Source organism: Colwellia sp. MB02u-10 (genome assembly GCF_014077185.1).
Classification (GTDB): domain Bacteria; phylum Pseudomonadota; class Gammaproteobacteria; order Enterobacterales; family Alteromonadaceae; genus Cognaticolwellia.
Map to the genome: position 1 here is coordinate 1 of NZ_JACGVK010000137.1, position 13,555 is coordinate 13,555.

Annotated in this window: 9 protein-coding genes; 1 reads left to right on the top strand and 8 read right to left on the bottom strand. The window is 38.7% G+C overall.

The genetic code is table 11. The features are described 5' to 3' along the window. Window positions 1-560: 560 nt before the first annotated feature. From gmhB to H4J59_RS17240, 6 genes are all read right to left on the bottom strand, one after another. Window positions 561-1,109: a D-glycero-beta-D-manno-heptose 1,7-bisphosphate 7-phosphatase gene (gmhB, locus tag H4J59_RS17215; RefSeq protein ID WP_182241233.1), complete on the bottom strand. Its 549-nt coding sequence runs from the start codon at window positions 1,107-1,109 to the stop codon at window positions 561-563. Window positions 1,110-1,237: 128 nt separating this feature from the next. After that, on the bottom strand, window positions 1,238-1,999 hold the full coding sequence (locus tag H4J59_RS17220) for an SDR family oxidoreductase (RefSeq protein WP_182241234.1): 762 nt from the start codon (window positions 1,997-1,999) through the stop codon (window positions 1,238-1,240). A 28-nt stretch (window positions 2,000-2,027) separates the two neighbouring features. Continuing rightward, window positions 2,028-3,125 carry an enoyl-CoA hydratase/isomerase family protein gene (locus H4J59_RS17225; RefSeq protein WP_182241235.1) on the bottom strand — a complete coding sequence of 366 codons (1,098 nt, stop codon included), beginning with the start codon at window positions 3,123-3,125 and terminating at the stop codon, window positions 2,028-2,030. A gap of 101 nt (window positions 3,126-3,226) precedes the next feature. Beyond that, the gene (locus H4J59_RS17230; RefSeq protein WP_182241236.1) at window positions 3,227-4,237 is read right to left on the bottom strand and encodes an oxidoreductase; all 1,011 of its coding nucleotides are present in this window, start codon (window positions 4,235-4,237) and stop codon (window positions 3,227-3,229) included. A 170-nt stretch (window positions 4,238-4,407) separates the two neighbouring features. Further along, window positions 4,408-6,204, bottom strand: coding sequence for an acyl-CoA dehydrogenase C-terminal domain-containing protein (locus tag H4J59_RS17235; protein WP_310733218.1), 1,797 nt, complete (start codon window positions 6,202-6,204; stop codon window positions 4,408-4,410). A 38-nt stretch (window positions 6,205-6,242) separates the two neighbouring features. Then, window positions 6,243-9,638, bottom strand: a complete 3,396-nt coding sequence (locus H4J59_RS17240) for a methylmalonyl-CoA mutase family protein (RefSeq protein WP_182241237.1) — start codon at window positions 9,636-9,638, stop codon at window positions 6,243-6,245. A 296-nt stretch (window positions 9,639-9,934) separates the two neighbouring features. On the opposite strand from H4J59_RS17240, the gene H4J59_RS17245 reads away from it, so the two are divergent. Continuing rightward, the gene (locus tag H4J59_RS17245; RefSeq protein ID WP_182241238.1) at window positions 9,935-10,885 is read left to right on the top strand and encodes an AraC family transcriptional regulator; all 951 of its coding nucleotides are present in this window, start codon (window positions 9,935-9,937) and stop codon (window positions 10,883-10,885) included. 483 nt (window positions 10,886-11,368) lie between these two features. Here the strand turns inward: H4J59_RS17245 and H4J59_RS17250 are convergent, their stop codons facing one another. Both H4J59_RS17250 and H4J59_RS17255 read right to left on the bottom strand, forming a co-directional pair. After that, window positions 11,369-12,232, bottom strand: a complete 864-nt coding sequence (locus H4J59_RS17250; RefSeq protein ID WP_182241239.1) for a hypothetical protein — start codon at window positions 12,230-12,232, stop codon at window positions 11,369-11,371. A 113-nt stretch (window positions 12,233-12,345) separates the two neighbouring features. Then, window positions 12,346-12,561, bottom strand: a complete 216-nt coding sequence (locus tag H4J59_RS17255) for a DUF3892 domain-containing protein (protein ID WP_182197820.1) — start codon at window positions 12,559-12,561, stop codon at window positions 12,346-12,348. Between the last annotated feature and the right edge of the window lie 994 nt (window positions 12,562-13,555).

The following is a 13,555-nucleotide window of genomic DNA, read 5'->3' on the forward strand; positions in this document are numbered from 1 at the left end:
AATTCTGTCGTGTCACTCTATTCCGACTAAGGATAAAGTAACTACATAAAACGTATTATTTAAACCCGAAGATTTAAATGATACTTATTTTTGTGTGACATCATATTAAGCTGTTTTTTTGTTACCCGGAGGTAACTATGTAAAATCAACGTTAATGTGAGTGTCCACACAAATTGCATGATAACTAATTGTTAAAGAAAGCTAGTTTATCTCCAAGGAGATAACTAACCGAAACAAAATCTCATTCGCTTTGTTTCGTTGCTGCAGGCCTTGCCTGAAGCGAGATGCATATTCTACGCAACTCTGTTTTAATGTCAACGCTTATTTCGTTTTATTTTAAAAGTTTTTTTAACTTTCAAACAACTCGTTTTATCACGTTAAGTTAACCAAATCAGCTTGAACTGAATAAGATAACTTATTAAAACAGCTCTTTGGGGTTACCCCTTGGAACTGGAGCGCATTCTAGAGATTTCTGGCTTCACGTCAACACCTAATTGTTATTAAATTACGAATAAGTGTTCGTTTGCCTTTTAATCATACAATACGATGATAAAACAAACTTATTTTATAAACTTACTTGCTTGCTCAAGGTTATTAACGCGATTTACACCTTCAATCTGTTCTGAAGCAGCCTCATCAGTGTAACGACTATTAACAAGTATTCTGCATTTGATACCAGCATTACTAGCTGCTTGCATATCGGAGACCTTATCACCAATAAAAACACTTTCAGTTAAAGTCAGTGAAAATTCCTGTTGTGCTTGTATGATCATACCGGGCTCTGGCTTACGACAGTGACATGCCATAACAAATTCATTGACACCTTTCGTTGGATGGTGCGGACAATAGTAAACTTTAGCAATAGTTATTGCTTGCTCTGCAAAGGCGTTAACCATCCATTGCGATAATGCTTCAAAGGTGGCTTGATCATAATAACCTCGAGCAATACCGGCTTGGTTAGTGATAACAAATATTTGATAACCTTTAGCTATTGCTAATCGGCAAAGTTCAAAGATGCCATCAATAAACTCAAAGTCTTCAATTTTGTGCACATAACCATGGTCGATATTAATGATGCCATCTCTATCTAGAAAAAGTGCTTTTTTCATTTTACTCTACTTATAGCTGTGTTCGACTATTTACTGATGCTAGGCATCTGTACTTATATAAACGAAAAAGACGAGATAGTCTCGTCTTTTTATTTACTTACTGTAATTTCGATAATAGCTTATCAAAATTACATACAAAGGCCGCCATCAATTTCGATAACTCGACCAGTGAAGAATTCATTTTCAAAGATATATTTAACGGTATGGGCTATTTCATCGGCTTCACCTAGGCGCCCTACTGGTTTCATTTTTTCTAAGCGTTCACGCATTTCAGGTTTCATTGCATCTGTCATTGCGGTGTGAATAACACCGGGAGCAATAGCACCAACACGAATGCCATGACGACCAAGCTCTCTTGCCCAGGTAACTGTCATGGCAACTACGCCAGCTTTTGAAGCCGCATAATTGGTTTGGCCCATATTACCACCGCGTGCAATAGAAGACATATTGATAATAACGCCTTTGCGCTTACCTTCTATCATATGAACCGCTGCTTCTCGACCACATAAAAATACACCGGTTAAGTTGACATCAATGACCGATTGAAATTGATCCAGTGACATTTTTTTACTCACTACGCCGTCTTTAGCTTTAACAAACATACCATCACGCAATATGCCGGCATTGTTAATCAAGCCATCAATACCATCAAAGTCGCTATTAATTTGACTAAAGGTTTTTTCAACATCAGCTTCGTCTGTGACATTGGCAATATAGTATTTTGCACTTGAACCCGCTTCTACAACTAATTTAACCGTTTCTTGTAAAAGCGCTTCATTTAAATCAATTAACGCGAGCTTAACGCCCTGGGTCGCTAAATTAATTGCCATCGAACGGCCTAGACCTTGTCCACCACCGGTGATTACGATGACTTTATTATTCAAATCCATTATTTTTCCTTTATCTCTATTATATTATCTAGTTGATTGGGCTAAAAAACCAATCAACTAATTTACTGTCAACATCACTAATATTTGAAAAAGACCAATTTGGATTTTTGTCTTTATCGACTAATAACGCTCTAATACCTTCGCAAGCTTCAGAATATTGACAACAACGTAAGATTAAATTTAACTCTGAGGCAAAACATTCGCTTAAGCTCAGTGTTTTAGTCGTTTGTAGTTGTCTATATATAATACAAGCACTAAGAGGGCTACCCGCCTGCAATTTGTTTTTTGCTTGAGTCAGCCACTTATTCTCTGTTTTTACATTTAGAATCGCGGTGTGAATATCAACAATGTTATCGTAAACCAGTAATTTGGCTATGCCCGCTTCATTTGCTTTTAACTCAGAGTGCAAGTGATGCTCAAAATCATTAGAAAACCCCAGCAAGGTTTGATCTAGTAATTGATGATTTTTATTATTATCTTGCCAGTCCACTGTTAATAAACGATCAAAAATATCCTTTTTAGACAAACTATCAATAGTATAATCCGACAAGCCAATATATTTAGCATCTGCGGCATTAAAAACAGCACCTGTGATCCCTAAAAATAGTCCTAGTTCGCCAGGGGTTTTATTTAAAAACCAACTCGATCCTACATCTGGGTATAAGCCTATTGTTATTTCAGGCATGGCCATTAAAGTACGCTCAGTTGTGATGCGATGACTGGCACCCGCAAACAGACCTACTCCGCCGCCCATGACATAACCATCGCCCCAGATCATAATGGGCTTGCTAAAATTGTGAATTAATTGATCAAGGACATATTCTTGGCCAAAAAAGTCATGAGCGAAGCCGGTTTTAATGACTTGATCATCTATTGGAGTTACTAGCTCGTTTAGGTAGTGATAAAGACTAACCACATCACCCCCGGCACAAAACGCTTTTTCACCCGCGCCTTGTAAAATAACCACAGCGATACTGTCATCTTGTTGCCAAGCCGTGAGTTGTTGGGTTAACAGTTTAATCATCGAAAGATTTAATGCATTGAGCGATTTAGGGGCATTAAGTTCTGCTATGGCTATTTTTTTATTATTTGTACTGCTTAACTCTGTAAATATCACATCACTCATTCAGTTTTGTTCCCGTTATTTCACTGGTTAATTTTGTTATTTAGTTTCGCTATATAATTGCACTAGTTAGCTGCATTATTAATAAACTATATAATAAACAATTATAATGTTGCATCAATAGCCACGACGGTTCGACCGGTCACTGTACCATCGACATAAGCGTCAAATGCGTAAGCTAAGTCTTTAAACTCAATAGTTGTGGGAGAAATTAAAGCCAATTTTGTTGGTTTCAAGTCAGTTGATAACCTTTTCCAGCCTTGGGTACGAACTGATATCGGCATTTCCACTGAATTGATACCCAATATACTCACACCTCTTAAAATAAAGGGCATAACGGTCGCATCCAATTTAATGCCTCCAGCCAAACCAATGGATGCAATATTACCCCACACGCAAGTAGTACGAGTGAGCCAAGATAAAGTATCACCACCCACGTTGTCGATTGCGCCACCCCATTGGGCATTTTCTAAAGGTTTGGTGCTCATTTTAATATCATTACGATTAATTAATTGGCTTGCACCCAGTGCTTTTAAGTAAGGTTCTTGTTCGATTTTACCGGTAAACGCAATCACTTCATAGCCGATATTCGACAACATATTAATAGCAAAACTACCCACACCGCCTGTTGCCCCTGTCACTACAATGGGCCCGCGTTCAGGCACTTGGCCATTGTCTTCCATTCTTTGTATTGCAAGGGCCGCAGTATAACCGGCAGTACCCAAAGCCATGACATCACGTAGGCTCATACCCTGGGGTAAATTAACCACGGAATCCGCTTTAACCCGGGCATACTCAGCGTAACCACCATCATAAAGTTCAGATAATTGTGCCCCGCAAACTAGCACTTTATCACCGGTTTGAAAACGCGAGTCTTCAGAACTAACAACAACACCTGACAAATCAATACCACCAACAAGTGGATAGGTTCTTAAAATACGCCCTTTGCCTGTGGCCGCTAAGGCATCTTTATAGTTAATATCGGAGTAAGCAACTTTAATAACCACTTCACCATCAGTTAAGTCGTTTAAGCTAATTTGCTCAAAACCGCTGGTAATGGTTTTATCGTTTTTATGGATACGAAATTCGGTAAATTTTTCAGGAACTGTTGACATGTTAACACCCTCTCTATTATTTATTTTAACGGCTAAGATGAGAAATCAGACTCAGCCGCTAATAAAATAGTATTACGCTGCCTCAACTGACTTTAAACAAGATAGGCAGCAAAAACTAATGCTAAAGGTTTGTGCATTAACCCGCTGCTGTTAATAGCTTAATGACTCTATCAATGATTATAATTAAAGAGATTTTCTGGCATGGCCATCAAGGTTTTACTGCCGGCTTCAATCGCATGAATATGACCGTCAATTCTTGGTAGTAATCGTTCGATGAAAAAACCACCAACATAAAGTTTTGCTTGATAGAAGTCTTGCTCAGATTGGTCTGACGCTTTTTCTGCCATCAAGGCCCACATATAGGCATAACTCACTAGACCAAATGCGGCCAAATAATCAGTCGCTGAGGCACCAACCATATTTTTATCATGCGCTTGCTCGGCAATGATCACCCCAGTAACCGCTTTTAACTTTTCTAAAGCGCCAGCCAAAGGTTGCACAAATCCCGCTAGCACTGGTTTATTCAAGTTTTTTTCAATGAATAAATTGATTTCAGTAAAATAAACCTCAAGAAATTGACCTTTGTTAGCAACAACCTTACGACCCAGTAGATCAAGCGCCTGAATACCATTGGTGCCTTCATAAATTTGGGCAATGCGCACGTCGCGCATCAGTTGCTCTTGGCCCCATTCACGGACATAACCGTGGCCACCAAAAACCATTTGCCCTAAACTACAACTTTCAAAGGCCATATCAGTCATAAACGCTTTTGCCACCGGCGTTAACAGCGCAACTAACTGCTCGGCTTGTTGTATTTCAGCTTTGTCAGCAGAGAATTTAACAATGTCGAGTTGTTTAGCAACATAAGTGGAGAAACAGCGCCCCCCTTCGTTTAACGCCCGCATGGTTAAGAGCATTTTTCTGACATCGGGATGAACGATAAGTGAATCTGCTTTTTTATTGACCGACTTTACACCCGTAGCACTGCGACCTTGAATACGGTCAAGGGCATATTCTGCTGCTTGTTGATATGAGGTTTCAGCCGCACCAACTCCCTGAATGCCCATGCCTAAACGTTCATAGTTCATCATAGTGAACATGTAGTTTAAGCCTTTATTTTGCTCACCGACTAAAAAGCCTTTTGCGCTGTCAAAGTTCATCACACAGGTTGCTGAGCCTTTAATACCCATTTTGTGTTCAATTGAACCACAACTAACGGTATTTCTAGCGCCTAAACTGCCATCATCAAGTAATAGAAATTTAGGCACAACAAACATAGAAATGCCACGAGGGCCTTCCGGCGCACCAGGTATTTTCGCTAAGACTAAATGTATAATATTCTCAGTTAGGTCTTGCTCACCACCAGTAATGAATATTTTAGTGCCCGATAAGGCAAAACTGCCGTCGGCTAACGCTTCAGCTTTTGCGGTCATTATGCCTAAATCGCTACCGGCATGAGGCTCGGTTAAACACATAGTGCCAGCCCACTTACCTGAATACATGTTTTCCAGATAAGTTTGCTTCATGTCTTCACTCGCGTGTGCACTCAGTGCCAGACTCGCGCCAGCGGTTAACATCGGATAAAGCGCGAATGAGATAGAAGCAGACTGAGTCATTTCTTCAACAAACGATTGCAACATTTTTGGCATACCCATACCGCCATGTTCAGGATCGCCACTCAATGCTCCCCAACCACCTTCACAATACATTTGGTACGCTTTAGCAAATCCATCAGGCGTTGTTACCTCGCCGTTAGTCCAACTAGCACCTTGTTCATCACTATTGCGATTCAAAGGTGCGATAACACCAGCCGTTAATTTTGCTCCTTCTGATAAAATCGCATCCGCGGTGTCTTGATCAATAAGCTCAGCCACTGCCGGCATGGTTGACCATAATTTTTCAGCATTAAATACTTCATGTAATAAAAACTGCATATCACGCATTGGCGCTTGATAATTACTCATCATTCATACCTATCAGGTTACTTATATAAATTGAACACGTATTACATGTTGCGACGATACTGTCCACCGGCTTCAAATAATGAATTAACAATTTGGCCTAATGAACAAACCTTACAAGCATCCATCATCAATTCAAAAATATTATCCTGTTTAATAGCTGCCGTTTGTAAACGCTTAAGTAATACTTGTACTTCGGCGTCATTGGCTTTATTTAAACTAGCTAGCATCTCAATTTGATAATTTTTTTCTTCTTCTGTGGCGCGAATAACTTCTTCAGGCACAACCGTAGGTGATCCTGTTGAACTGAGGAAAGTATTAACGCCAATAATCGGGTATTCACCTGAATGTTTTAAGTGTTCATAATACATACTTTCTTCTTGAATCTTGCCACGTTGGTACATAGTTTCCATTGCACCAAGCACACCACCACGTTCATTGATGCGATCAAATTCTGTTAATACCGCTTCTTCGACTAAGTCGGTTAATTCTTCAATAATAAAAGCCCCTTGAATTGGGTTTTCATTTTTAGAAAGTCCTAATTCACGGTTGATAATTAATTGAATGGCCATCGCACGACGAACACTGTCTTCCGTTGGCGTGGTAATCGCTTCATCGTAAGCATTAGTATGCAAAGAGTTACAATTATCGTTTATCGCGTAAAGTGCTTGTAATGTGGTACGAATATCATTGAAATCAATTTCTTGCGCATGCAATGAACGACCTGATGTTTGAATATGGTATTTCAACATTTGTGCACGGGCATTGGCGCCATATTTATTTCTCATCGCTTTTGACCAAATACGACGAGCCACACGGCCAATAACAGCATATTCAGGGTCGATACCATTTGAGAAGAAAAACGATAAGTTAGGACCAAACTCGTTAATGTCCATACCACGGCTTAAGTAATATTCTACAAAGGTAAAACCGTTCGCTAAGGTTAAGGCCAATTGGGTGATCGGGTTCGCGCCAGCTTCCGCGATATGGTAGCCAGAAATAGACACTGAATAGAAGTTACGTACACCTTTTTCGATGAAATACTCTTGCACATCACCCATTAAACGCAAAGCAAATTCAGTAGAGAAAATACAGGTGTTTTGCGCTTGATCTTCTTTTAATATATCGGCTTGAACCGTGCCGCGAACTTGCGTTAAGGTTTTCGCTTTTATCGCTTGGTAAACTTCGAGTGGTAAAACTTGATCGCCGGTGACACCTAATAGCATTAAGCCTAAACCGTCGTTGCCATCCGGTAATTCACCTTGATAGCTTGGGCGTTCACAGCCTTTGTCTTTATAAATTTTAGCAATCGTTGCCGCCACTTCTTTTTCTAAACCATTTTCAGTGATAAAACGCTCACATTGTTGATCAATGGCGGTATTCAAGAAAAAGCCTAACAACATGGGCGCAGGACCATTAATGGTCATTGAAACTGAAGTCATGGCATGGGCTAAATTGAAACCAGAATAAAGTTTCTTCGCATCGTCTAAACAACAAATAGAGACACCCGCGTTACCAATTTTTCCGTAAATATCAGGACGAATCGCTGGATCGTTACCGTATAAGGTTACTGAATCAAACGCCGTTGATAAACGTTTAGCCGGCATACCTTTAGAAACATAATGAAAACGACGGTTAGTTCGCTCTGGGCCGCCTTCACCCGCGAACATACGTGTAGGGTCTTCGCCTTCACGTTTGAATGGGAATAAACCGGCAGTATATGGAAATTCACCTGGCACATTCTCTTGTAAATTCCATTTTAAGATATCGCCCCAACCTTGATATTTAGGCATACTAATTTTAGGAATATCACTGCCCGATAATGACTTTGAATGCGTCGCTATCGAGAGTTCTTTATCACGAACTTTAAATTTAAATTCAGGGTCTTTATAACGTTGAATTTTAGCAGCCCATTGCTCAAGTAATACTTTGTTTTTAGGATCTAAATCTAGCTCTACATGAGCATATAAGGCTACAAGTTGCGTTACTAAATCAGCCGAAACCTCAGTGTCAGTTTCTTTTGCCGTTTCAATCGCTTGATGAATGCCATAAAGCTTTTGGGCCACTGTTGCTTGCTTTTCAACCCAAGCGTCATAACCGCGGTTACTTTCAGATATTTCAGATAAATAACGAATACGATTACCTGGAATAACGCTACTTTTATTCGCTAAGGTTCCTTCGGTAGAGAGAATATCGCCAACCACTAAGCCAACTTTAGTGTTTAACGCCGTGATCACCGCGTTATATAACTCGGTCATACCACGGTCGTTAAATTGTGACGCGATAGTGCCGTAAACCGGTACTTCATCATCGCCGGCTTCAAACATGCCACGGTTACGTTTATATTGTTTTTTCACATCACGTAAAGCATCAAGTGCGCCACGTTTATCAAATTTATTTAAGGCAATAATGTCAGCAAAATCGAGCATGTCGATTTTTTCTAGTTGTGTTGCCGCGCCGTATTCTGGCGTCATGACATATAAAGAGACATCAGAATGCTCTTCAATTTCGGTATCTGACTGGCCAATACCTGAGGTTTCTAAAATAATTAAATCAAAATCGGTCGCTTTTAAGATATCTAATGTGTCATGAACATACACAGACAAGGCTAAGTTTGATTGACGTGTTGCTAACGAGCGCATATAAACACGGTCATTATTCACCGCGTTCATGCGAATACGGTCACCAAGCAAGGCACCACCGGTTTTACGCTTTGACGGGTCAACTGACACAATAGCAATTTTACTGTCGTTGCTGGCCATTAAAAATCGACGAATAAGTTCATCAACTAATGATGATTTACCTGCACCACCGGTACCGGTAATACCCAATACTGGGGTTTTACTGACGGCGGCAATTTTACGAATTTTATCAAGATTACTTTTATTTTCTGCTGGTGCGTTTTCTGCGGCTGAAATCAAGCGCGCAATCGCTTGTTTTTTATCTTGCAATGGCACGTCTTTCTTTAAATTAGCTACGTCGTCTTTTTTAACATTAACGCCAGTTTTAAAATCACAGCGCTCTAACATGTCGTCAATCATACCTAACAAGCCCAATGCACGACCGTCATCTGGCGAGTAAATACGGGTAACACCATAATCTTGTAGCATTTTAATTTCGTCAGGTAGTATCACGCCACCGCCGCCGCCAACAATACGAATATGCTCACAACCGCGTTCTTTTAATAGGTCATACATATACTTAAAATATTCGTTATGGCCACCTTGATAAGAGGTCATGGCAATCGCGTTGGCGTCTTCTTGAATAGCGGTATTAACCACTTCTTCAACACTGCGGTCATGGCCAAGATGAATAACTTCTGCACCACTTGATTGCAAAATTCGGCGCATAATATTAATAGCGGCGTCGTGACCATCAAACAAAGAGGCCGCGGTAACAATACGGATCTTGTTTTTTAACTGATATCTTGGTGTATTCATCTCATACTCTCTTATGTATCAAATTTTTTTCACAATGAGCTTTTCACACTCGCTTGAAGCCGTTGTAACGAAAAAACTCGCCATCATGAAACAATAATTATTTTTAGTCATCACGACCAACAAAGGGCTAAGGCACTAGTTTTGGTCGTAAAAGTTGATCATGTAAATTTCGTAATAAAATTAGACCACACTAAAAATGTAATGAACATTGATTTTATTGTCAATTTGATGGACTATATTGTGATTAGACCAGATATCATAAACCTTATCATTAACCTTTAGAACCATAGGATAACATGGCAAATATCAAGCTTAATACAACAGCCGACATTCGCTTGTTTATCCCGGTTTTTTTATTAAAAAAGTTATCAAAGCATCGCTTAACTGACGGTTTATATCCTGTTTCATTAGGCATAACACAAGCAAATAACAACTATAAATTACAACAAGAGAATAACCATTGCCATACCTTGATTTACTGCTTGTCGGGGGCGGGGAAATTAGCTTACCAAGGCAAAGAAAGAGTTATAGAACGTGGCGATCTTGTTATTATCAATCCTAATTCCGCGTTCACTTTTACCCTTAATAAAACTCACGGTTTGGTAAAAAATCACAGCCAAAGTGAAAAACAACTGACCAGTCGTGACAGCAAAGCAGCTGACAATATTGTTTATTGGATTAATTTTACTGGCACATTAGCACAAGACTTTGCAGAGCGATTGTTAATGAAAATGGACAGTGGCAAAGCACATGTGGGTGTATTGAAAACTATTGTTAGCGACTTTGATCATTTACTGGCATTGGGCGCTCGAGGCTATACCGCGACAAACGTTATTCACGCCGTTCATATTTTGCAACAAGCTTTGAGTTTTCTTGCCCTGCAATTGCGTTTAACCATGTTTAATAATAGCTCAAGTTTTGATTTGGAAGCGGTGGAGGCGTTAATGCGCAACAGTTTACACCAAGAGCTAAGCCTAGATACGCTAGCGCATTATAGCCAGCTATCAAAATTTCACTTTGCAAAAAAATTCAAAGAATTAACCGATAGCTCGCCTATTCAGCATTTTATTAATATGAAAATTCAACATGCCTGTTTACAGCTAGATAATAGCGATATTGCGATTAAAGACATTGCTAGCGACTTAGGCTATAGCGACCCTTATTATTTTTCGCGCCTGTTTAAAAAATTAGTGGGTATTTCACCAAAGCAATATCGTGATTCTCGTCATAGTTCATTAGTGCCTTAGCGCCTTAGCGCAGGTATAATAGCCATTAACTGCCCTGTTGATTAACTACAATTCAAGTAAAAAAGCACTTTTTTCATCCTACCTTTTTCACCTTAATAATAAGGGCTATCCACTTAGCCCAACCGACCACTACATCTTATATTTACTAGATTTAACCTCTTCGATCACTTATGCCATTTTGCGGACATTAGCTACTACAGCTAATTGGACTGGTTATATTAGATTTTGTATCGATAACGCCTTAATAAGGGCTAAATAATAGTCGGCTAATATGTGCGAGGAACGAACCAAAACTAACTGTTGGCTAGTAATTTAGGTTGGATTTAATTTTATATATCAATCACTTGTGTGTGTTGAAATTGTTAACACTCCTTATAACTGAATTGTAACAGCCTAATAAATTAGACTACCTCAATATCTTGGTTTTCCAGACTCGGGAATAACTGTAGCAACTATGTAACTGATATTAGGAGCCATCAGTTGCTATTCCTCTATGTACAGCTGAGATGCAGTTAGATTAGCTTCATATACAGCTTCAGCTACATCTCCAAAGGTATCTTCGAAGAAGCCTAGTACATGCTCTCGATAACTTTCTTTAATCTCTATTTTAACTGAAAGGGGGGTTTTAGAAAAATTACCATAGAACAAAGGGCTGTTTTTTAGTAGATGAAAAGAATCAAAATTATACTTTGACTCCTTATTCGGGTTAACAAATATATTTAAAAGCTCCTCTGCCTTCGGACTTAAATTGCTTTTAAAGTCGTAGACATCTTTAACAATCTTGTTTTCATACTCTTTTTCAATATATGCCTTCAGTACAGGTGAAAGCATATACAGGCTCTTGCGCTGATTAACAAAAGCTTTTAATACTATGGCATCATGGTCGAGCAATTCCTTATAGTTATTAAAGTCATCACCATAAGGCTGTAATAGGTAATCTTGATTAAACCCTTTCCATAATAAGGATTTGCTGGTGGATGATAAATATGGAAAAGCATGTTTAAAGGCATCAACTCTAACCTGCTGTAGGTCTTGCTCTTTTTGAGTATTTAATGCTTTAGCTTCTTCGGCTAGTTTATTTTTCTCTGTCAGTTCATTTGACTTTTCATATTTAGAAATATAATAACTACCTAGTTCCACAAACAAAACACTAACTCCAACGCTTACTAAGGGTATTACTGAGTTGATAGCCTCACTTGGTATGCCTAGAGAAATCAATGGAGCGTATACAAAAATATAGAGAAGCACTAGGAGTACAGCTATAAAGATAAACTTAAAAGCTGCCTTAGTTGATGCTATAGCAGAAACTATTTTCAGAATTGATGCAGTGATATCACCAGTAGCCATTTATTAACCTTAGTTTTATTATTGTAAGTTTTAAGGTGAAAGGTGAAAGGTCACCTAAGAATAAGTAATAAAAAGAAACTCCTTCAAGAGTCCCTCTTAGTAGCTAAAGTCTATTATTTTTCTATATTATCAGTAGCGTTACTATTAGGATTTGCTCTTACATACTTAACGCCATTACGCTGATAAGTATGAACCCCTTGGTGCTGACCTTTATCAACCTCTTTTGCTAACTTAGCCCGAGATACATCACCTCTGCCAATGATAGTATAAGTTTGATTTTCAGCATTTTTTCCGTCTTCATTACCTGTAATACTTTTTGATGTGGCCATTTTGTTTCACCTTTTTTTATTAATAGTCGTAACCTATGACAGTATTACAGTGCAACCTACAATGACACCTCCATCACAATACCGATTATATCATCTAAGGGTTAAATAACGAACACCTCACTAAGTGTTTATACAGTGTTTATTCCCAGCACTTAAGTTTGTGGATTTGGTCGCTATCCTTCAGCAAATAACATTACCCTTGTGAGCCTAAAGCCTAATAAAAATTATGTGTATATTTGAGATAGAGCTAAGAACTTTGATGATTAAACTGCATACCAACACAGCAATGAGGGCTAAGTGATAATTGGCTAAAATAGGGGAGGAATTCTACAAAGTTAATGGATTTAGGTAGAAGCCCAAAGAGCGTAAGCCCTCTGAACTCAACCCTGTTGTCAACCCAGTTGCTACAACACTTGAACAAACCGCACTCGCTCCATTTACTACCGAAGCTGTGATACTTTTTACGTTTTGTTTTAATCTTTCCATAAAACCTCCTCTTTTAATTGTTGTACGTGAAACCAACGAATTACTTATGTAATTTAAAGTTATAACTACAAATGCGAGTACAGTTATTATGTCCAGAGTGCTAAGCTGGAGAATCGAACTCCAAACTTCTGCCTAAATCCACTAACCCCTTGATTCTAACTAAAAATCACTAACAGTCAATGATGCTAAATAAAGCTAATAGTATATTATAAAAAACTTCTCGGTAATCCCCCCTGCCTTAAACGTGCATTAGCAGGCTTATTCTCAACAATTTAACGTGATACATGGACTGGCAGATGTATGTTACTAAGTCTCCTCAGTAACATCATATAAAACCATTAGAAAATATATGGTAAATAGATTTGTCTCTTATGTCAGCAATGAGCCCAGCCTGTGTGAAAACGTTTTGATCACTTTTTCGAATAAGCACCGAATACTTATGATCAATCAATCTCAAAACAAGATAATAAATCACTCTATATTTGCTATAATATTCATTAGGTTAATT

Coding starts and splice junctions, on each gene's coding strand:
- gmhB (WP_182241233.1), bottom strand. CDS start 1,109: ATGAAAAAAGCACTTTTTCTAGATAGAGATGGCATCATTAATATCGAC.
- H4J59_RS17220 (WP_182241234.1), bottom strand. CDS start 1,999: ATGGATTTGAATAATAAAGTCATCGTAATCACCGGTGGTGGACAAGGT.
- H4J59_RS17225 (WP_182241235.1), bottom strand. CDS start 3,125: ATGAGTGATGTGATATTTACAGAGTTAAGCAGTACAAATAATAAAAAA.
- H4J59_RS17230 (WP_182241236.1), bottom strand. CDS start 4,237: ATGTCAACAGTTCCTGAAAAATTTACCGAATTTCGTATCCATAAAAAC.
- H4J59_RS17235 (WP_310733218.1), bottom strand. CDS start 6,204: ATGATGAGTAATTATCAAGCGCCAATGCGTGATATGCAGTTTTTATTA.
- H4J59_RS17240 (WP_182241237.1), bottom strand. CDS start 9,638: ATGAATACACCAAGATATCAGTTAAAAAACAAGATCCGTATTGTTACC.
- H4J59_RS17245 (WP_182241238.1), top strand. CDS start 9,935: ATGGCAAATATCAAGCTTAATACAACAGCCGACATTCGCTTGTTTATC.
- H4J59_RS17250 (WP_182241239.1), bottom strand. CDS start 12,232: ATGGCTACTGGTGATATCACTGCATCAATTCTGAAAATAGTTTCTGCT.
- H4J59_RS17255 (WP_182197820.1), bottom strand. CDS start 12,561: ATGGCCACATCAAAAAGTATTACAGGTAATGAAGACGGAAAAAATGCT.